This is a genomic window from Amycolatopsis nivea (assembly GCF_004522235.1).
Lineage (GTDB): Bacteria > Actinomycetota > Actinomycetes > Mycobacteriales > Pseudonocardiaceae > Amycolatopsis > Amycolatopsis nivea.
This window is the reverse complement of sequence record NZ_SDLT01000001.1, coordinates 279,413-298,138: the sequence shown is the minus strand read 5'-3', so window position 1 is coordinate 298,138 and position 18,726 is coordinate 279,413. Positions and strand designations below refer to the sequence as shown.

Genomic DNA, 18,726 nt, shown 5'->3' with positions numbered 1-18,726 from the left:
CGGAACCCTCGGGCTCCCCTTGAGGCTCCGGGGCCCGGCCGAACGGCTCAGCCCTTGATGAGGGCCTGGTACGCCTCGGCCTCGAGCAGCGCCTCGAGACCGGCCGGGTCGTCGAGCCGGATCTCCACGAGCCAGCCCTCGCCGTAGGGGTCGGAGTTGACGAGCTCCGGCGAATCGGCGACCGCCGAGTTGACCGCCACGATCTCGCCGTCGACCGGCGCGAACAGCTCCGAGACGCTCTTCGTGGACTCGACCTCGCCGAACGCGTCGCCCGCCCCGACCTGCTTGCCGACCTCGGGCAGGTCGACGAACACGACGTCGCCGAGCTGGTCCTGCGCGTACTCGGTGATGCCCACCCGCACGAGCGAACCCTCGCGGGTCGCGACCCACTCGTGCTCCTCGGTGTAGCGCAGTTCTTCCGGAGTGGTCAACGCCGCTCCCCTTCCTGGTGCTGGCTTCCGTGCCGACAATCTTCCATCACCGGGTGCGCAGCGCGCGAGCCGCCTGCACGACGTAGAGCGCCCCGGACCAGACATACAGGACGCCGCCCCACACCATGAACGCGTAGGCGATCGGCCGCGCGACCGCGGCGACGTCCGAGCCGCCCTGCGTGAGCAGGAGGAATGGGAAGGCGTACATGAGGACGAAGGTCGCGCCCTTGCCGATGTAGGTGACCTCGGGCGGCGCGAATCCGCCGCGGCGCAGCAGCACCACGCACACCCCGAGCACCAGCTCGCGCAGCACCAGCGGCACGACGACCCACCACGGGATGATGTCGCGGATCAGGAACGCGACGAGCGTGGCGAGGATGTAGAGCCGGTCCGCGGCGGGGTCGAGCAGCTGCCCGAGCCGCGACATCTGGTCGAGCCAGCGGGCGAGCTTGCCGTCGAGCCAGTCGGTGAGCGCGGAGAAGATCAGCAGGGCGAGCGCCCAGCCGTCCTCCTTCGGGCCGAGCAGCAGCCACAGGAACACCGGGACGCCCGCCAGGCGCAGCAGCGACAGCAGGTTGGGGACGTTGAGCGCCTGCCGCCACAGGGAGGGCTCGGTCTGGGGCTCGTCGGGGACCGTGGTCACGCCGGTCAGCCTAGAGCGGACGGGATCGCGAGGTTTGTCCTGGCGGGTGAAAGGCGGGGGTTAGGTTGTGCTGGGGGTGGCTTCGGGCGCGGGAGGTCCCAGGGTGCTCTGGTCTGGTGCGGCGGTGGGGCATGCGTGGCGGTGGGTTCCTCGCTTCGGCTGACGGGCGCTGCGCGAGGCCGGGGTGGGTCTCGCCGCCGGTGCGGTGCCTTGGGGAGGCGCGCTGCGGCGGGCCCGCCGCGCACCCGCACCTCGCTGCGCGGCGCGGGGTGCTCGGCGAATCGGCGCGGCCGGAGCCGTTCGGCTCGGCGCTGGAACGATTCCGTCGGTGCGGCAGGTGAATCGCAGCAGCGGGGAGGGCAACAGGGCGGGGGGCCAACGCCGCGGCAAGGCGGTGCGGCAGCCGGTCCGGCGCGGCAGGCGAGCTGGCACGGTGAGTGAACCGGTGCCGCGGGAAGCCGGTGCGGCAGCTCCCGGTACGGCAGGCGGGCCAGCGCGAGCTACCCGATACGGCAGGCGGGCCAGCACGGCGAGCCAACCGGTGCCGCGGCAAGGCAGTGCGGCAACCCGGTGCGGCAGGCGGGCCAGCGCGGCAGGGCGAGCTGGCACGGTGAGCGAACCGGCGCCGCGGCAAGGCAGTGCGGCAAGGCAGTGCGGCAGGCGGGCCAGCACGGCGGGTGAATCGATGCCGCGGCCGAGCCGCCGCAGCGGGTGAATCGGTGCAGCGCCGGGAAAAAACGCGGATCCGCCGGACGGCGGCCGGAACCCCTCCCCGGTTCCGGCCGCCGTCCGGCGGAAGATTCAGCGGGAGCGTCGCCTGCTGGCCGCCCGGCGGTGGCTCCAGCCGCGGCGCTGCAGCTGCGCGTTGCTGAGCGTTTCGGGGCGGCCGCGGCCGTCGGTGCCCACCCAGCGCGGGCGCACGGCTCCGGCTTCGAGCACGTAGGGGCGGCCGCCGCACCACACCACGCTGCAGGGTTCGGTCGGCGGGTCGGTCGGGGCGTCGGTCTCGGCTGCGGGGGCGGTTTCGGTGCTCATGCTCTCGGTGACTCGTGCTCTCTGGCGTCGGGCTTCGGGGACCTGGAACGCGCGGGGCGCCTGCCCTCTACGTCGGCGCGGGACCGCCGAGCGTTAACCGCCCCGGGACGGATTCCTCCGAACGATGCGTCCCGGCGATGCGGATTTCCCCGTCCGGAAAGCGAAACCAACCGTCCACAGTAGACTCAACCGGCACCGCTCCGGTGTGTCGGTGCCGCTCAGCGGGGGCGCCAGGGGCCAGAATGGGCGCGACCCCGGAGAAAGGATCGCGGTGCTCCCGTCGAAAACCGTGTACGGGCCGCTGTGCGCGGCTGTGGTGGTTTTGCCCGCGCTCACCGCCTGTTCGGGGGATCAAGCGCCACCGGCAGCCGCGTCGTCGGCGCCCTCCGCTATCGCCTCGGTCGCGCCGAGCACGCACGCTCCCCCGCCGCTGCCGCAGACCGCGGGCGCGAGCAGCCCGCCCGCCGCGCCCAGCAGCACCGCGGCCGCGCCGAAACCGTCAAAGCAGGCGCCGCCGTCCACTCCGGGCACGTGCGGCACGGTCACCGCGGCGAGCGGGATGACGCTGTACGTCTACGACAACAAAGCCATCCCGTGCGCGGACGCGATGGCGCTCGTCAAGAAGTTCCACCAGGCGATCAACGGCCGCCAGGCGGCGGGCTCGAACAACCCGGTCAACGCGACCGTCGACGGCTGGCTGTGCGTGTCCGGCCCGCCCGCCGCGCAGGGCGGCACCACGTGCAGCAAGAGCGAGCAGACCGTGCTGGCGGCGGTGGTCCCGGCCGAATAGGACCGGGACCGCCGCCGCGGCTCAGGACTTGAGGTCCGGGAAGTCGTCCTCGCGGAACTCGCCCTCGGGCCGCTCGCCGCCTTCCCGGCCGCGCAGTTCGACCCGGCGGATCTTGCCCGAGATGGTCTTCGGCAGCTCCCCGAACTCCAGCCGCCGGATCCGCTTGTACGGCGCGAGGTGCTCCCGCGCGTACGCCAGGATCTCGCGCGCGGTCTCGGCGTTGGGCTCGCGCCCGGAGGCGAGCACGACGTACGCCTTGGGCACGGCCAGCCGGATCGGGTCCGGCGCGGGCACCACGGCCGCCTCGGCGACCGCCTCGTGCTCCAGCAGGACGCTCTCCAGCTCGAACGGCGAGATCCGGTAGTCCGACGCCTTGAAGACGTCGTCGGTGCGGCCGACGTAGGTGATGTAGCCGCGTTCGTCGATCGAGCCGACGTCGCCGGTGTGGTAGTAGCCGTTCGCGAAGGCCGCCGACGTGCGTTCGTCGTCGTCCGCGTAGCCCGCCATCAGGCCGACCGGCCGGTGCGCGAGGTCCAGGCAGATCTCGCCCTCGGTCGCGCGCTCGCCGGTGACCGGGTCGACCAGCGCGACCGCGAACCCGGGCAGCGGGCGGCCCATCGACCCGGCCACGACGTCCTGGCCCGGCGTGTTCGCGACCTGGACGCTGGTCTCGGTCTGCCCGAAGCCGTCCCGGATGGTGACGCCCCACGCCTTCTCGACCTGCTCGATCACCTCGGGGTTGAGCGGCTCCCCCGCGCCGACGACCTTCTTCGGCGGCGTCCGCAGCGCGCTGAGGTCGGCCTGGATCAGCATCCGCCACACCGTCGGCGGCGCGCAGAAGCTGGTGATGCCGCAGCGGTCCATCTGCGCCATCAGCGCGGCCGCGTCGAACCGCGCGTAGTTGTACAGGAACACCGTCGCTTCGGCGTTCCACGGAGCGAAGAAGTTGCTCCAGGCGTGCTTGGCCCAGCCCGGCGACGAGATGTTGAGGTGGACGTCGCCCGGTTCCAGGCCGATCCAGTACATTGTGGACAGATGGCCGACCGGATAGGAAACGTGCGTGTGCTGCACGAGTTTCGGCTTCGCGGTGGTGCCCGAGGTGAAGTACAGCAGCAGCGGGTCCTCGGCGCGGGTGACCCCGTCCGGGGTGAATTCGGCGGCCGAGGCGTACGCGGTTTCGAAGGCGTGCCAACCGGAAACCGGCTCGCCGACCGCGATCCGCGTGTAGTCGCCGGCGACGTCGGCGAACTTCTCCGCGTCGACGTCGCGCACGATCACGTGCTTCGCGTTGCCCCGCTCCACCCGGTCCACGAGGTCGGCCGGGCCGAGCAGCGTCGACGCCGGGATCACGACCGCGCCCAGCTTGATCGCCGCGAGGATGGTCTCCCACAGCTCGCCCTGGTTGCCGAGCATGACGATCACCCGGTCGCCGCGCGCGACGCCGAGGCCGCGCAGCCAGTTCGCGACCTGGTTGGACCGCGCCGACATCTCCGGGAACGTCCAGCGGTTCTCGGTCCCGTCCTCTTCCACGATCCACAGCGCGTACCGCTGCGCGTTCGCCGGGTCCGCCGCGATCGCGTCGAACCAGTCCGTGGCCCAGTTGAACTCGTCCAGCTGCGGCCACGCGAACTCGCGGTAGGCGGTTTCGTAGTCCAAGCGGTGGGCCTGCAGATAGTCCCGCGCCGCGCGGAATGCCTGGTAGCCGGTGACCTCAGCGCCGTTGCTCACGTCGTACTCCTCGTGCTCGCTTTCCCGTGCCTGTTTTACTCGCCCTTGAAGTCCGGCGCTCGTCGCTCCAGGAAGGCCTGGACGGCTTCCTGGAGGTCCTTGCTCGGCAGGAAGGCGGAGTTCCACGCGGCGACGTAGCGCAGGCCCTCGGCGACCTGGCGTTCGGTGTTCGCCGACAGCACCTGCTTGGTGCCCTGGACGACCAGCGGCGGGTTCGCGGCGATCTCCGCGGCCAGTTCGCGGGCCTTGGCGAGCAGCGTCTCCTGGTCCGGGTACACGTCGTTGACCAGGCCGATCTTCTCGGCGCGCGCGGCGTCGACGTCCTTGCCGGTCAGCGCCAGCTCGCGGACGTGCCCCTCGCCGATGATGGGCGCGAGCCGCTGCAGGCTGCCGATGTCGGCGACGATCGCGACCTTCACCTCGCGGACGCTGAACTTGGCGTCCTCGCTGGCCAGGCGGATGTCGGCGGCGGTGATGACGTCCACGCCGCCGCCGATGCACCAGCCGGACACGGCGGCGACCACCGGTTTGCGGCATTCGGCGATCGAGCTGACCGCCTGCTGCAGCCGCTGGATCTCGCGGTGGAACTCGGTGCGCGGCCCGGCCAGCGCGTCGCCGGCCAGCAGCGGGGCCCAGCCGCCCATCATCGCGGGCAGGTCGAGGCCGTAGGAGAAGTGCTTGCCGCTTCCGGTCAGCACGACGGCGCGCACGCGCGGGTCGGCGTCGAGGGCGGCGAACACCAGCGGCAGCTCGCGCCAGAAGTCGGGGCCCATCGCGTTGCCCTTGCCCGGGCCGAGCAGGGTCACCTCGGCGACCGGTCCGTCGAGGTCGACGCGGAGCGAGGCGAGTTCGGGAAGGGCGGCTACTGGTTCGGTCATGCCGATCATCTTGACTCATCCCCCCGACCCCAGCCCATCCGGTTGACACTGTGCCAACGGCGCTGCGGGATGCTTTCCTGGAGACCCGAGGTGGAGAGGGAGGCGCCCGTATGGACCCGGCACCCGTGCCCGTCGCCGACGCCCCGCCGGCCGAACCCGCGGCGGCCCGCAAGGCCCGGCCGATCGAGCTGTCCGGCTCGTTCCGGCACGAGGGCCAGCGCCTGTGCTACACCGAATACGGCAGCGGCGACCGCGTCGTGGTGCTGATGCACGGGATCATGTTCACCCGCCGGATGCACGCGCCGCTGGCCAGGCGGCTCGCCCGCGCGGGGTTCCGCGTGGTGACCCTCGACCTGCTCGGCCACGGCGATTCGGACCGGCCGACGCAGTCCTGGCGCTATTCGATGCCCGCGTTCGGCGAACAGGCCGTCGCGCTGCTCGACCATCTGGAGATCGAGGACGCGGTGGTCGGCGGCACCTCGCTGGGCGCGAACGTGGCGCTGGAGGTGGCCGTGGCCGCCCCGTCGCGGGTGCGCGGGCTGGTGGTCGAAATGCCGGTGCTGGACAACGCGATCATCGCCGGGCTGCTGACCTTCGCACCCCTGTTGTTCGCCGCGCGCTTCCTGCCCGCGACGGTGCGCGGAGTGGCGTTGGCCGCGCACCTGGTGCCGCACGGGAACCAGTGGGTGGACGTCATCACGGACACGCTGAGCCAGGAACCGGCGCCGATGGCCGCGCTGCTGCACGGCGTGCTGTTCGGCCGGGTCGCGCCGCCCAAGTCGATCCGGGGCACGATCACCACGCCGACGCTGGTGATCGGGCACGAGGGCGACCCGATCCACCCGTTCGGCGACGCGGGCAGCCTGGCCGAGGACCTGCCGAACGCCGAGTTCGTCCAGGCCCGCAGCCCGGTCGAGCTGCGGTTCGACCCGAAGCGGTTGAGCGCGGCGATCCGGGACTTCGCGTTTCGCCGCTACCCCGCCTGAGCCCGGCCCCCGCGGTCCGTGAAGGACTCCTTCCGGGAATCTGATTCCCTCAAGGAGCCCTTCACGGACTTGGTGGGGTGCGACCGCGTTTTGGCTTCACAGCGGGGCGGCTGCGCTGGTGGCTCGACCGCGGTCGGCTGGGCGGGCGGGCTTGGGACTCGCGGGGGCCGGGCGAGTGCACCCAATGTGGCATTGGGTGCGTGCGACGCAACCAATGCCGCATTGGGTGCGTTCCGGCGGCAGGGCTCGTCCGCGAAAGGCACCCTCCCGACCCGCGCCCGGCAAGGAAGGGAGACCTGCGGAAGCAGCGTCCGCCGGACTCCCCTGAGACTTCCGACCGGCCGGGGTCAGTCCTGGTCGGCTTCGGGGAATTCCGGCGGCGCCTGGAGGTCGTGGGCGCGGAACAGCACCGCGTGCGCCACCCCCATCGCCTTGCCGCTCATCGCCGTGAACTGCGGGATGAAGTCGGCGGGCGCGGGGTGGTCCGGAAGCGCGGCCAGGTACGCGGCGTGCGCCTCCAGGGAAGCGACGCCGCGCCGCAGCGGCTCTCCGGTGATGTCGACGCCGTGGGTCGCCCCGGAACCCGGAAGTCCCGGGACCAGGTACCAGCGCGCCGAATGCGGAGCGAGGCCCTCGTCGTCGATCTGCTCGGGGAAGACCCACCGGTTGCCCGCGTCGCGGATCGCGTCGAGGGTCGCGAGCCCGGCGGCGCGGTGGTCGGCCTGGTCGAAGCCGTAGGGCGTTTCGACGTCGAATCCGCAGCCGAGCACGACGTCGGGCTTGAACCGGCGGATCTCGCGGGCGATGTCGCGGCGCAGGTCGAGGCCGTAGACGAGCACGCCGTCCGGGTGTTCGAGGACGGTGAGGCGCTCGACGCCGACGGCCGCGCACGCGTTGCGCTGTTCGGCGACGCGCAGGCGGGCCGTCTCCTCGGGCGGGTTCGGCATGCCTGCCTCGCCGCGGGTGAGCAGGAGGTAGCCGACCTCGATGCCGCGCGCCGTCCAGCGTGCGACAGCGGCGGACGTGCCGTACTCCATGTCGTCCGGGTGCGCGACGACGCAGAGCACGCGCCGGAAGGACTCCTCGGGCAGGGCAGGCAAGGTCATACCGGACATCTTCGCGCGCGGACGGCCCGCTGTCTGCGTTATCCGGGCTGATTCCGGTCCAGCCCGGCCACCGGGCCGAACACGATCACCGCGGGCGGGCGGACTCCCGCGGCCGCCGCTTCCTCGGCCACCGAGGCGAGCGTCGAGCGCAGCACCCGCTGGGTCCGCATCGTCCCGTCCTCGATCACCGCGACCGGCGTGTCGCCGGGGCGGCCGCCCTCGAGCAGGGCGGCGGCGAACTTCGGCAGCCGTTCGACGCCCATCATCAGCACGATCGTCCCGCGCATCCGGGCCAGCAGCGACCAGTCCACCAGCGACCGCTCGTCCCCCGGCGCGACGTGCCCGGACACGACGACCACCTCGTGCGCGACCCCGCGGTGCGTCACCGGCACGTCGGCCACCGCGGGCACCGCGAACGCCGAGGTGATGCCCGGGACCATGGTCACCGGCACGCCCGCCTCGGCGCACGCCTGGACCTCCTCGAACCCGCGCCCGAACAGGTACGGGTCGCCGCCCTTGAGCCGGACGACGAACTTGCCTTCCTTGGCCTTCTCGATGAGCGTCCGGTTGATCACGTCCTGGCTCGCCGCGCGGCCGTACGGGATCTTCGCCGCGTCGACGACCTCGACCTCCGGCGCGAGCTCGTCCAGCAGATCGCGCGGGCCGAGCCGGTCGACGACCACGACGTCGGCGCGCGAGAGCAGCCGCCGGGCGCGGACGGTGATCAGGTCCGGGTCGCCGGGCCCGCCGCCGACCAGCGCGACGCCGGGCAGCGTGCCTTCCGGATGCGGCTGGCGGCCGTCCTCGATGGTGCCCGCGTGCAGGCCGTCCAGCATCGAATCGCGGACCGCGGCCGAGCGGAGCGGCTCGCCGCCGGACAGGACGCCGAACAGGAGACCGCCGTGCCGCCCGGTCGCCGGGGTCACCGCCGAACCGGACTCGCCCTCGTCGGCGCGGACGCAGAAGACGCGTTCCCGCTCGGCCTCGGCACAGATCGCGGCGTTGGTCTCCGGGTCGTTCGTGCAGGCCAGCGCGTACCAGGCGTCCTTCAGGTCGCCCTCGGCGTAGCGGCGCTGATGCCACACCAGTTCGCCCGCGTCCGCCATCCCCTGCACCGACGGCGTCGTGTGCGGCGACACCAGTTCGACGCGGGCGCCCGCGCTGATCAGGCGGGGCAGCCGGCGCTGGGCGACGGAACCGCCGCCGAACACCACGACGCGGCGGCCGGTCAGGTTGAGGCCGGAAAGGTAGTGCGGGTCGTCCATGCGCGGAAGCATATGGGCGAGGCGCGGTCTCGCACGGCGAGCGTGGGTCATGCCACGCCGGAGTGTGGCTCAGGCCGCTGAGTCCGCCCGCGCGCTTCGCAATTCGGACATGTCACCGACGGGTCCGCGCATCGTCGGTCACTCCACCCGGAAGACCGGACCGCGCGGCACGAACGGCAGCCGAGCGCCGCGCGGAACCAGAAACGCGTGCTCCCGCAACGGCCGCACGTGGTCGCACTGCGCGTCGGTGATGATCAGCACCGGGCCGTCCGCCGGGAAATCCGGCGCGCGACGCAGCAGATCGACCCCGGGCTGCAGGCGGGTGCCGCCGCGGCCGCGGACCTTCACCCGGCCCGCAATGTCTTCCACCGCAAGGTATCCGGCGTCGTAAGCCGCCGCGTCGCAGAACACCACCCGGGCGGCCGGGACGTCGCGGGCCCGCGCGTACGACGCGATCGCGCCGAGCGCCTTGCCCAGCAGTTCCGCGTTCATCGACCCGGACGTGTCCAGCACGACGCCGAAGGTCGCGCGGCGGTCGACGCGTTCCGGACGGACCAGGCCTGGGCGCGGGATATCCGGCGTCGCCGACTGGCGGCGCGACGCCCGCGCGTAGCTGCGCACCGGCCGCTCGGCCCGGACGTGCTCGTCGAACCACCGGGCCAGTTGCGCGTCCCACGGCAGCGGCGGGTGGTCCAGTGCGCGGATCTCCTGTTCCAGCCCGAGCGGCAGCAGGCCGCGGCCCTGCGCGTGGTGATAGACCAGGCCCTGGCTGAGCGCGCGGCGATAGAACTCGTCCAGGTCGACGCCGCCGGCCCGGTCGCCCTCGCGCCACGGCAGCGGCTTGGGTTCCGCGCGGCGCGAGGAGCGGCGGGCGGCGGCGTCCGGTTCGGACAGCCAGTCGCCGAGGACGTCGCCTGCCTCGCGGCCGCCCAGCGTGCGCAGTTTGCGGGCGCGGCGCAGGTCGGTGGTCAGCGTGTCGTACACCGATTCCGCGGACAGCCCGGCGAGCTGCGGATCGTGCAGCCCGTCGCCGGGCAGTTCGCCGACGCCGAGGACGACCAGCCAGCCGTTGATCACGTAGTCGCAGGCGACGTTCCACAGGTACGGGTCGCGGCCGAGCGCGCGGCGGTCGTGCCGGAGCGCGGCGTGCAGCATCTCGTGCGCGAGCACGAACCGCCATTCCTCGGCGGTCAGCGCGGCGTGCGGGTTGACGTAGATCTCGCCGTGTTCGGCGTCGACCGCCGCGACCGCGATGTCCCAGGCGCGGACCACCTCCGGATCGGCGATCAGCGTGAACCCGGCGGCCACCGCGCCCAGCAGCGGGAACGACGACGCGAACCAGCCCAGCGCGCGGTCCCACTCCCCCAGGGTCCGCCGGTGCCGGGTCTGGCCGCGCGCGTCGGCGGCCCGCTCCATCGCCTCGGTGGCCGAGGCGATCAGGCCCTGCGCGAACCGCTCGGTCCACGGCGCGGACTTCCCGTGGTACTGGACGTGCCAGCGGCTCGGCGGCTCCGCGAGCGCGAGGCACGGCCGGTCGCCGCCGGTGCCGAGCGCACGGAAGACCTCCGGGACGCCGGTGTCGCGCCAAGCGCGGGCAAGGGAAAGCTCGTCCGTGCCGGGAAGTTCGGGCAGGAGCGTGAGCGGCGTCCCGACCCGTACCGCCTCCGCGAACCGGTGCACCGCAACGCAACACGCCGCGCTGTAGCTCGCCTCGACGGCGCGGTCAGCGGTGATCGCGTCCGCCTCGTCGAGCTGTTCCTCGTCCAGATGGCCGAGGCCGAGATGCAGCAGCAGATGCGCGAACACCCACGCCCACTCGGCGGGATCGGCGTCGCGGGCACGGTTCGCGGTGATCAGTCCGGTGTCGGCGACGACGGCCCAGGCCTCGGAGCCGGTCAGGCTGGTGCGGTCCAGGCTCGCGCGCTCCGCGAGCCGCTTCAGCACGGTGTTCGCGCGGACCAGTGCCCAGCCCGCGTCGATCGCTTTGTTGCGGCGTTCGCGGAGGCGGGCGTCGGAACGGACACTGCTCATGCCCGAGCCGCCACCAGCCGCGGCAAGTCGCGCGCGGCCTCGACCAGGAACCACGAAGGCAGGCGCGGGTTGCCCGCTTCGTCGTCCGCGATCACCAGCTGCGCCATCTCCAGCGAGATCTCCGCCAGCTCGACCAGCAGGCTCTTCGCGCGGAACGCGAACTGGCGCACCGCCGACGACGCGTGCCGCTTGTCCGCGGGCAGGTCGCGGGCCAGCCGGACGCGGAACGTCTCGGCGAGGAAGTAGAGCAGGTCGCGCTCGTCCGGCTCGGCGGGCCAGCGCGCGTCGCCCTTGAGGATGGCCTCCAGGTCGTAGGCGTGCCGCGCGACCTTGAGGTAGGACCGGAACGCTCCGGCGTGCCGCGGGGTGAGCGTGGCGTACGCGAGCAGCCCGACGGTCTCGTCGTCGAGCGGATCGCCCGCCGAGTGCAGCAGGTCGGACAGCATGTGCCAGGACCGCGGCGTGGAGAACGGTTCCTCGGTCTTCGGCGGCTGGCTCCACAGGTGGTCCGGGCGCTGGGTCAGGTACTCGGCCACCGCCGGGTGGATGTCGTTGCCCGCCGCCCAGGCGAGCCAGTCGCCCGCCGACGCGCGCAGGTGGAGGTGGACCAGGCGGTTCACCAGCGCCGAGGCCATCGGCCGGGCGAGCGCCTGGTCGGTGGCGCGGTTCCCGGCGCCGATCACCACCGAACCGGGCGGCAGCTCGTAGGAGCCGATCCGGCGGTCGAGGATCAGCGAATAGAACGCCTTCTGCACGTCCGGCGACGCGGCGTTGAGCTCGTCCAGGAACAGGCAGTACGGCTCGTCGCGGGCGATCTGCTCCGGCGGGCAGAACCGGCTGCGGCCGTCGGCGATCTGCGGGACGCCGATCAGGTCCTCGGGCGCGAGCTGGGTGCCGAGCAGCGACACGCATTCGAGGCCGAGCGCCGCCGCGAATTCCCGGACCAGCGACGACTTCCCGATTCCGGGCGCGCCCCAGAGGAAGACCGGCCGGACGACGGCGGTCGTGAGCAGGATGTCGGGCAGCTGGGCAGGCGTGACCGTGAGCTGGGCGTGCACAACGCGGACCTTTCCGGTTTCAGGACATCCACGTGCGACGCCCGTTTCGTGCCGTTATCGTCCCGCGCCCGGCCCGCTGCCCGCATCCGGTTTTTTCAGCTCCGCGCCGCCGTCGGGTACGGCAGGAGCGCCATCTCCCGTGCGTTCTTGATCGCGGTGGCCACCTGTTTCTGTTGCTGCGGCGTCAATCCGGTGACCCGGCGGGCCCGGATCTTGCCGCGGTCGGAGATGAATTTCCGCAGCAGGTCGACGTCTTTCCAATCGACCTGGGTGATTCCGGCCGTATGGAAGGGATTCGGGCGGCGGCGCGGCGTGCGGTCCGGTTTGGGCACGGCGATCACCAGCTCGACTTCGAGACGCCGGGCAGTTCCCCGTTGTGCGCCATCTGCCGCATGCGCACCCGGGACAGCCCGAATTTCCGCAGGTATCCGCGCGGGCGGCCGTCGGCGGCGTCGCGGTTGCGAATCCGCGTGCGGCTCGCGTCGCGCGGCATCCGTTGCAGCGCAACCACTGCGTCCGCCTTCTCGTCGGCCGAGGCGGACGGCGACGCGATCACCGCCTTGAGCGCGCGCCGGCGTTCCACATACCGCGCGGCGATCACCTTCCGCTGCTCGTTCTTCGCGATCTTCGACTTCTTCGCCATCAGCGTTCTTCCTTGAATTCGACGTGCTTGCGCGCCACCGGGTCGTATTTCCGCAACACCATCCGGTCCGGATTGTTGCGGCGGTTCTTCTTGGTGACATACGTGTAGCCGGTGCCCGCGGTCGACCGCAGTTTGACGATCGGCCGGATGTCGGTGCTTTTCGCCATCTAGAACTTCGCTCCCTTCGCGACGAGATCGGCGACCACGGCGTCGATGCCGCGTTTGTCGATCGTCTTCATGCCCTTCGCCGACACCTTGAGCCGCACGGTGCGGCCGAGGCTCGGCACGTAGTAGCGGCGCGTCTGCAGGTTCGGCTCCCACCGGCGCGACGTGCGGCGGTGCGAATGCGAGACCTGCTTGCCGTAGCCCGGCTTGCGGCCGGTGACCTGGCACACGGCTGACACGGACCCTCCCAAGTTGATAGTGACATTCATGTTCAACTACGCTCGTCACCGTACCCCGCCCCGTCGTCTGGAGATCCAGTGCCCCAACGTCCGCGTGTCCCGCTCGTGCTCTGCAGCGGGATCGCCCGCACCGGCGACCTCGCCGCGCTCCTGCTCCGCGCGAGCCCCGGCACCGCCGTCGTCCACCACGACCTGCGCGACATCGGTTCCGGCGTCGTCCGCCGCCGGATCCTGCTGCGCGGGCGCGACGAGCTGACCCCGCTCGAACTCGCGCACGGCTGCGTCAACTGCACGCTGCGCGAGGACCTGCTGCCGCTGCTGCGCCGGCTGGCCCGGATGCCGCAGGTCGACCGCATCGTGGTGCGGCTGGACGAGGCGATGGAGCCGGAGCCGGTGAGCTGGGCGATCCGCAACGTGCTGGTCGGCGACCGCCCGGTGAGCGACGACGTCGAACTCGAAGCGGTGTTCACCGTGCTGGACTGCGCGACCTGGCTCGCCGACGTCACCGGCGACGACCTGCTCGCCGAGCGCGGCCTGCAGGGCAGCCCCGAAGACGAGCGGACGGTCGCGCAGGTCGCACTGTCCCAAGTGGAATCCGCGGACGTGCTCGTGCTCGCCGGAGCCGCGCCGGACGCGTGGTGCGCGGCCAAATCCGCCGCGGTGCTGGACCGGGTCGCGCCGTCCGTCCCGCGCGTCGAGCTGGCCCGCACCGACGCCGCCGGGCTGTTCGCCGCGATCCCGGCCGACGCCCGCCGCGGCGAGGTCACCGACCTGCACGGCGCGTTGCTGCGCGGCGCTCCGCCACTGCACCCGGACTGCGGCATCGAACTGCTGCGGTTCACCGCGCAGCGCCCGTTCCATCCGGAGCGGCTGCACGAGGCGATCGACCTGCTGCTCGACGGCGTGGTCCGCACTCGTGGCCGGGCCTGGGTGGCGAGTCAGCCGGACGTCGCGTTCTGGATCGAATCGGCGGGCGGCGGGCTCGGCATCGGGCACGCCGGCCCGTGGCTCGCCTCGCCGGACGGACCGGACTGGGCCGACGTCTCCCCCGAACGCCGCACGCTCGCCTCGCTGCGCTGGGACCCGGTGCACGGCGACCGCGCGCAGGAGCTGGTGATCGTCACCGACCAAGCCGCTCCCGCGGAAATCGAGAGCGCGTTGCAAGCCGCCTTGCTCACCGACGCCGAACTCGCCGAAGGCGAAGCGGCCTGGCGCGCCTACCCCGACCCGTTCGGGGACTGGCACGAGGACCCCTGCGAAGAAACCGAAGAACCCGACCGGCACGCGAACGCCGCCAACCAGAAGGACGAAACCCTGTGAAACCCGGCATCCACCCCGACTACCACCCGGTGGTCTTCAAGGACTCGTCGACCGGCGACGCGTTCCTGACCCGCTCCACCGCCACCTCCGACCGGACCATCGAATGGTCCGACGGGAACACCTATCCGCTGGTGGTGGTGGACATCAGCTCGTGGTCGCATCCGTTCTGGACCGGCACCCAGCGGATCCTCGACTCGGCGGGCCAGGTCGAGAAGTTCCACCGCCGGTACGGGCAGCGCCGCGCAGGGGGTGCGCGCTGATGGCCGTCCCGAAGCGGAAAATGTCCCGCAGCAACACCCGGTCCCGCCGCTCGCAGTGGAAGGCGGCGGCGCCGGACCTGGTGCCGATCGTCGTGGACGGCGAGCGGAAACTGGTGCCGCGCAAGCTGATCAAGCACTTCCAGCGGCTCGAGCGGTGAGCGTCCCGGTCACTGTCCTTTCCGGATTCCTCGGCGCCGGGAAAACCACGCTGCTCAACCGGATCCTCGCCAACCGCGAGGGCCTGCGGGTCGCGGTGATCGTGAACGACATGAGCGAGGTCAACATCGACGCCGCGCTCGTGCGGGACAGCGTGTCGCGGACCGAGGAGCGGCTGGTCGAGATGACCAACGGGTGCATTTGCTGTACCCTGCGCGAGGATCTGCTCGACGAGGTCGCCCGGCTGTGCGACGACGGCCGGTTCGACCACCTGCTCATCGAGTCGAGCGGCATCTCCGAGCCGATGCCGGTCGCGGCGACGTTCTCCTTCCCCGCCGACGACGGCTCCCCGGTGCTGTCGTCGGCGCGGCTGGACACGATGGTCACCGTGGTGGACGCGGCGAACTTCGCGCGCGAACTGGCGCGCGGGGACAGCCTGGCCGAGCGCAGGCTGGACCAGTACGAGGGCGACGAGCGGACGGTCAGCGACCTGCTGATGGACCAGGTGGAGTTCGCCGACGTGCTGCTGCTGAACAAAACCGACCTCGTCACCCCGGCCGAACGGGACCGGCTGCTCGCCTCCCTGCGCCGCCTCAACCCGGCCGCCGACGTCGTGTCCGCCGAGTTCGGCCGGGTCCCGCTGGAGCGGGTCTTCGGCACCGGCCGGTACGACGCCGAACGCGCGCAGGAAGCGCCGGGCTGGGTGGCGGAACTGAACGGCGATCACGTGCCGGAGACCGAGGAGTACGGCATTTCCAGCGTCGTGTTCCGCTCCGCGCGCGCGTTCGACCCGGTGCGGTTGTGGGAGTTCGTGACCTCGCGACTGGACTCCGGCGAGTTCGGCACGGTGCTGCGGTCGAAGGGATTCTTCAGCCTCAGCACCCGGCCGGGCACGCTCGGGCTGTGGTCACAGGCAGGCAGCGTCGCGCGGTTCGAGCCACAGGGCGTTGCCGACGGGCCGCGGCAGGAGCTGGTGTTCATCGGCGTCGGGCTCGAGCACGCCGCGCTGCTCGGCGCGCTCGAAACCTGCCTCTCCGAAGCCCCCGCCACCGACGACCCGTTCCCCGAATGGGAACCGGTCCACGTCCACTAAGGACAGTTCCGGCTCACGGCCGCACCACCGTGAGCCGGAACCGGCCACCCACCGCAGCCGCGTGCTCCACCGCCTCGCCGACCGCGGACAGCGCGAACTCGTCCACCGAGAACTGCGTCAAGTCCAGCAGTCCGCACCTCGCCAGCGCGATCAGCTTCGGCACCGCGTCGCGCGGGTACATCCACCGGCCGCGCACCGTCACGCTGTTCAGCATCAGCCACGGGTACGGCAGCGCGAGGTCGTCCCCGATCCCGCCCATCAGCACCACGCGGCCGAACTCCCGGACCGTCATCGCGGCCGCGCGCACGGCGGCGACCGACGCGGACGGCGGCAGCAGATCCAGCACCAGATCCACCGGTCCCGCCACGGAGAGCATGGCCTCGCGGTCCTCGTCTTCGTTGCCGCTCACCACGACCGTCCGGACGCGGTGGCCGAAGCGCCGTTCCAGATCGGCCAGCGCGGCCCGGTTCCGGCCCGGCGCGATCACCTGACCCGCGCCCATCGCGAGCGCCACAGCCACCGCCGCCCCGCCGTACGTGCCGGTCGCGCCGCTCACCAGCACCGTTTCCCCCGGCTGCAATCCGCCGTCGAGCAGTCCGCCGTACGGCACCAAGCAGATCCCGAGCGCGGCCCAACGGCCCGCGTCGGCCTCGTCGATCTCTCCCAGCGGGGCCGCGTTCTCCGTCGGGACCATGATCTGCTCGGCGAACCCGCCGTTCCGAAAGTGGCGCTGCAGAGCCAGTCCCCCGTCGCCGCGCGCCGTCAAACCTTGCAGGACGACATCCGGCGTCACCGCGTCGTCGCGGGAGCGGACGGTCGGATCGCAGCGGACCCAATCGCCCGGCCGGAGTTTCGTCGCGTCGGGGCCGACTGACCGCACCCGGCCGACCGCGCCGGTGCCCAGGATCGCAGGCAGTTCCAGCGCGTACCGCCGGGCGCCGCTGACCACCTCGGCGGTGTAGTGCAGCACCGGCGCCGCGACGACGTCCACCACCACTTCCCCGGTGCCCGGCACCGGCTCCGCGACCTCCTCGACCGACAACGGGCGCCCGAATTCCCTGAGCACAGCAGCCTTCACCGAATCCTCCTTCGTCCCGCCCCCATCGTCGACACAAACGGGAAGGGCAGCCAGGAGTCCGTCGCTACCAGGATGGTTCGTCCGTTTCGCACGAGTTGAACAGGCTAGGTTTATCAGTCTAGGCTGTCGATTGTGGCGGACCGGACGATCGACACCCAGGCACGGCACGGCGGGCGCTACAAGTGGGTCGCGCTCTCCAACACGACGCTCGGCGTGCTGATGTCGGCGCTGGACGGGTCGATCGTGATCATCTCGCTGCCGGCGATCTTCCGCGGCATCGGGCTCGACCCGCTGGCCCCGGCCAACATCGGCTACCTGCTGTGGATGATCCTCGGCTACCTGCTGGTGTCCGCGGTCCTGGTGGTGACGCTCGGGCGGCTCGGCGACATGTTCGGCCGCGTCCGGATGTACAACATCGGGTTCGTGATCTTCAGCGCCGCCTCGGTGGCGCTGTCGTTCGACCCGTTCCACGCGGGCGGCGGGGCGCTGTGGCTGATCGGCTGGCGGGTGGTGCAGGCCGTCGGCGGCGCGATGCTCACCGCGAACTCCGCCGCGATCCTCACCGACGCCTTCCCGCGCGAACAGCGCGGAATGGCCTTGGGCGTCAACCAGATCACCGCGCTGGCCGGGCAGTTCCTCGGCCTGGTCGCGGGCGGGCTGCTGGCCGAACTCGACTGGCGCGCGGTGTTCTGGGTGAGCGTGCCGTTCGGCATTTTCGGCACCGTCTGGTCGATCCGCAGCCTGCGCGAGATCAGCACGCCGCAACGGTCGCGGATCGACTGGGGCGGCAACGTGACCTTCGCGCTCGGCACCGCGGTCATCCTCGCCTCGATCACCTACGGCATCCAGCCCTACGGCGGCGCGGCCACCGGCTGGGGCAACCCGTGGGTGCTCGGCGGGCTCGGCGCCGGGATCGCGCTGCTGGCGGGGTTCTGCGTGATCGAGACCAGGGTGCCGTCGCCGATGTTCCAGCTGTCGCTGTTCCGCATCCGCGCGTTCACCGCCGGCAACCTCGCCGCGCTGCTCACCGCGATCGCGCGCGGCGGGATGCAGTTCATGCTGATCATCTGGCTGCAGGGGATCTGGCTCCCGCTGCACGGCTACGACTACGAGCAGACCCCGCTGTGGGCCGGGATCTACCTGCTGCCGCTCACCGCCGGGTTCCTGATCGCGGGCCCGGTGTCCGGATTCCTCTCCGACCGGTTCGGCGCGCGGCTGTTCTCCACCGGCGGCCTGCTGCTGGTCGCCGGGTCCTTTCTCGGGCTGCTCGCGCTGCCGGTGGACTTCAGCTACCCGGCGTTCGCGCTGCTGCTCGTGCTGAGCGGGATCGGCCAGGGCATGTTCTCCGCGCCGAACACCTCGGCGATCATGAGCAGCGTGCCGGACCACCAGCGCGGCGTCGCGTCCGGCATGCGCTCGACGTTCCAGAACTCCGGGACGTCGCTGTCCATCGGCGTGTTCTTCTCGCTCATGATCGCCGGGCTGGCCGGGTCGCTGCCCGCGACGCTCACCGGCGGGCTGCAGGCGCACGGCGTCCCGGCGGACGTCGCCGCGAACATCGCCCAGCTGCCGCCGGTGAGCACCCTCTTCGCCGCGTTCCTGGGCAGCAACCCGGTGGCGCACCTGGTCGGCCCCGGCGTGCTCGGCCAGCTCTCCCCCGCCGATTCCGCCGCACTGACCGGCAAGGAGTTCTTCCCCACCCTCATTTCCGGGCCGTTCCACGACGGACTGGTCACCGTGTTCGTCGCGGCCGCGGTGATGGCGCTGGTCGCCGCGCTGGCGTCCGCGTCGCGAGGGAAGCGGTACTTCCACCAGGACTAG

The 18,726-nt window shown here is 72.0% G+C and carries 22 protein-coding genes; 7 read left to right on the top strand and 15 right to left on the bottom strand.

Translation table 11 applies throughout. The features are described 5' to 3' along the window. Positions 1–47 precede the first annotated feature (47 nt). The 4 genes from gcvH to EIZ44_RS45310 all read right to left on the bottom strand — a co-directional run bounded on the left by gcvH (position 48) and on the right by EIZ44_RS45310 (position 2,655). Entirely contained in the window at positions 48–431 is a 384-nt protein-coding gene (gcvH, locus tag EIZ44_RS01430; protein ID WP_037805718.1) for a glycine cleavage system protein GcvH, read from the bottom strand. Between the two features lie 46 nt (positions 432–477). After that, positions 478–1,074 (bottom strand): cardiolipin synthase ClsA, encoded by a 597-nt coding sequence (gene clsA / locus EIZ44_RS01425; protein ID WP_043834337.1) that lies wholly within the window; start codon positions 1,072–1,074, stop codon positions 478–480. Between the two features lie 801 nt (positions 1,075–1,875). After that, the gene (locus tag EIZ44_RS01420) at positions 1,876–2,109 is read right to left on the bottom strand and encodes a hypothetical protein (RefSeq protein ID WP_037805714.1); all 234 of its coding nucleotides are present in this window, start codon (positions 2,107–2,109) and stop codon (positions 1,876–1,878) included. 351 nt (positions 2,110–2,460) lie between these two features. Next, on the bottom strand, positions 2,461–2,655 hold the full coding sequence (locus EIZ44_RS45310) for a hypothetical protein (RefSeq protein WP_134727471.1): 195 nt from the start codon (positions 2,653–2,655) through the stop codon (positions 2,461–2,463). 13 nt (positions 2,656–2,668) lie between these two features. Between EIZ44_RS45310 and EIZ44_RS45305 the strand changes: the two genes are divergently transcribed. Beyond that, a complete protein-coding gene (locus EIZ44_RS45305) occupies positions 2,669–2,899 on the top strand; it encodes a hypothetical protein (protein WP_134727470.1) in 231 nt (76 codons plus the stop codon). A 21-nt stretch (positions 2,900–2,920) separates the two neighbouring features. Here the strand turns inward: EIZ44_RS45305 and EIZ44_RS01405 are convergent, their stop codons facing one another. Further along, positions 2,921–4,627 carry an AMP-binding protein gene (locus EIZ44_RS01405; RefSeq protein ID WP_134727469.1) on the bottom strand — a complete coding sequence of 569 codons (1,707 nt, stop codon included), beginning with the start codon at positions 4,625–4,627 and terminating at the stop codon, positions 2,921–2,923. Positions 4,628–4,662: 35 nt separating this feature from the next. Then, positions 4,663–5,514, bottom strand: coding sequence for a crotonase/enoyl-CoA hydratase family protein (locus EIZ44_RS01400; RefSeq protein ID WP_439098575.1), 852 nt, complete (start codon positions 5,512–5,514; stop codon positions 4,663–4,665). A gap of 101 nt (positions 5,515–5,615) precedes the next feature. Here EIZ44_RS01400 and EIZ44_RS01395 point away from each other — a divergent pair, with 101 nt between their 5' ends. Beyond that, positions 5,616–6,491: an alpha/beta fold hydrolase gene (locus tag EIZ44_RS01395; protein WP_043834334.1), complete on the top strand. Its 876-nt coding sequence runs from the start codon at positions 5,616–5,618 to the stop codon at positions 6,489–6,491. A gap of 347 nt (positions 6,492–6,838) precedes the next feature. On the opposite strand, the gene EIZ44_RS01390 is transcribed toward EIZ44_RS01395, so the two are convergent. The 8 genes from EIZ44_RS01390 to rpmB all read right to left on the bottom strand — a co-directional run bounded on the left by EIZ44_RS01390 (position 6,839) and on the right by rpmB (position 12,998). After that, complete coding sequence (locus EIZ44_RS01390; RefSeq protein WP_043831065.1) at positions 6,839–7,606, bottom strand: PIG-L deacetylase family protein; 768 nt, start codon at positions 7,604–7,606, stop codon at positions 6,839–6,841. A 29-nt stretch (positions 7,607–7,635) separates the two neighbouring features. Continuing rightward, positions 7,636–8,862, bottom strand: a complete 1,227-nt coding sequence (cobA, locus tag EIZ44_RS01385; protein WP_037806542.1) for a uroporphyrinogen-III C-methyltransferase — start codon at positions 8,860–8,862, stop codon at positions 7,636–7,638. A 138-nt stretch (positions 8,863–9,000) separates the two neighbouring features. Continuing rightward, complete coding sequence (locus EIZ44_RS01380) at positions 9,001–10,893, bottom strand: vWA domain-containing protein (protein ID WP_134727467.1); 1,893 nt, start codon at positions 10,891–10,893, stop codon at positions 9,001–9,003. Beyond that, on the bottom strand, positions 10,890–11,951 hold the full coding sequence (locus EIZ44_RS01375) for an AAA family ATPase (protein WP_134727466.1): 1,062 nt from the start codon (positions 11,949–11,951) through the stop codon (positions 10,890–10,892). The genes EIZ44_RS01380 and EIZ44_RS01375 overlap by 4 nt, the downstream gene beginning before the upstream one ends. Positions 11,952–12,046: 95 nt before the next feature. Beyond that, entirely contained in the window at positions 12,047–12,292 is a 246-nt protein-coding gene (gene rpsR, locus EIZ44_RS01370) for a 30S ribosomal protein S18 (protein ID WP_037805702.1), read from the bottom strand. Next, on the bottom strand, positions 12,289–12,594 hold the full coding sequence (gene rpsN / locus EIZ44_RS01365; protein ID WP_037805700.1) for a 30S ribosomal protein S14: 306 nt from the start codon (positions 12,592–12,594) through the stop codon (positions 12,289–12,291). Before rpsN ends, rpsR begins: the two co-directional genes overlap by 4 nt. Further along, a complete protein-coding gene (rpmG, locus tag EIZ44_RS01360) occupies positions 12,594–12,761 on the bottom strand; it encodes a 50S ribosomal protein L33 (protein WP_037805699.1) in 168 nt (55 codons plus the stop codon). The genes rpsN and rpmG overlap by 1 nt, the downstream gene beginning before the upstream one ends. After that, positions 12,762–12,998, bottom strand: coding sequence for a 50S ribosomal protein L28 (gene rpmB, locus EIZ44_RS01355; protein WP_009078885.1), 237 nt, complete (start codon positions 12,996–12,998; stop codon positions 12,762–12,764). Between the two features lie 78 nt (positions 12,999–13,076). Here rpmB and mrf point away from each other — a divergent pair, with 78 nt between their 5' ends. From mrf to EIZ44_RS01335, 4 genes are read left to right on the top strand one after another with little or no spacing between them, the layout of a single operon-like run. Then, a complete protein-coding gene (gene mrf, locus EIZ44_RS01350; RefSeq protein ID WP_134727465.1) occupies positions 13,077–14,318 on the top strand; it encodes a ribosome hibernation factor-recruiting GTPase MRF in 1,242 nt (413 codons plus the stop codon). Then, positions 14,315–14,578: a type B 50S ribosomal protein L31 gene (locus EIZ44_RS01345; protein ID WP_134727464.1), complete on the top strand. Its 264-nt coding sequence runs from the start codon at positions 14,315–14,317 to the stop codon at positions 14,576–14,578. The genes mrf and EIZ44_RS01345 overlap by 4 nt, the downstream gene beginning before the upstream one ends. Next, positions 14,578–14,736 (top strand): 50S ribosomal protein L32, encoded by a 159-nt coding sequence (gene rpmF, locus EIZ44_RS01340; protein ID WP_037805693.1) that lies wholly within the window; start codon positions 14,578–14,580, stop codon positions 14,734–14,736. Before EIZ44_RS01345 ends, rpmF begins: the two co-directional genes overlap by 1 nt. After that, positions 14,733–15,827 carry a GTP-binding protein gene (locus EIZ44_RS01335; protein ID WP_134727463.1) on the top strand — a complete coding sequence of 365 codons (1,095 nt, stop codon included), beginning with the start codon at positions 14,733–14,735 and terminating at the stop codon, positions 15,825–15,827. The genes rpmF and EIZ44_RS01335 overlap by 4 nt, the downstream gene beginning before the upstream one ends. Before the next feature lie 13 nt (positions 15,828–15,840). On the opposite strand, the gene EIZ44_RS01330 is transcribed toward EIZ44_RS01335, so the two are convergent. After that, positions 15,841–16,905 (bottom strand): zinc-binding dehydrogenase, encoded by a 1,065-nt coding sequence (locus tag EIZ44_RS01330; RefSeq protein WP_134727462.1) that lies wholly within the window; start codon positions 16,903–16,905, stop codon positions 15,841–15,843. Between the two features lie 132 nt (positions 16,906–17,037). On the opposite strand from EIZ44_RS01330, the gene EIZ44_RS01325 reads away from it, so the two are divergent. Beyond that, complete coding sequence (locus EIZ44_RS01325; protein WP_205673007.1) at positions 17,038–18,726, top strand: MFS transporter; 1,689 nt, start codon at positions 17,038–17,040, stop codon at positions 18,724–18,726.

Bases quoted from the DNA above. Each gene is read 5' to 3' on its own strand.
- rpsN (WP_037805700.1), bottom strand. From the start codon at position 12,594: ATGGCGAAGAAGTCGAAGATCGCGAAGAACGAGCAGCGGAAGGTGATC.
- EIZ44_RS01400 (WP_439098575.1), bottom strand. From the start codon at position 5,514: ATGATCGGCATGACCGAACCAGTAGCCGCCCTTCCCGAACTCGCCTCG.
- EIZ44_RS45305 (WP_134727470.1), top strand. From the start codon at position 2,669: ATGACGCTGTACGTCTACGACAACAAAGCCATCCCGTGCGCGGACGCG.
- rpmG (WP_037805699.1), bottom strand. From the start codon at position 12,761: ATGGCGAAAAGCACCGACATCCGGCCGATCGTCAAACTGCGGTCGACC.
- rpmF (WP_037805693.1), top strand. From the start codon at position 14,578: ATGGCCGTCCCGAAGCGGAAAATGTCCCGCAGCAACACCCGGTCCCGC.
- EIZ44_RS01390 (WP_043831065.1), bottom strand. From the start codon at position 7,606: ATGTCCGGTATGACCTTGCCTGCCCTGCCCGAGGAGTCCTTCCGGCGC.
- EIZ44_RS01395 (WP_043834334.1), top strand. From the start codon at position 5,616: ATGGACCCGGCACCCGTGCCCGTCGCCGACGCCCCGCCGGCCGAACCC.
- cobA (WP_037806542.1), bottom strand. From the start codon at position 8,862: ATGGACGACCCGCACTACCTTTCCGGCCTCAACCTGACCGGCCGCCGC.
- EIZ44_RS01380 (WP_134727467.1), bottom strand. From the start codon at position 10,893: ATGAGCAGTGTCCGTTCCGACGCCCGCCTCCGCGAACGCCGCAACAAA.
- EIZ44_RS01420 (WP_037805714.1), bottom strand. From the start codon at position 2,109: ATGAGCACCGAAACCGCCCCCGCAGCCGAGACCGACGCCCCGACCGAC.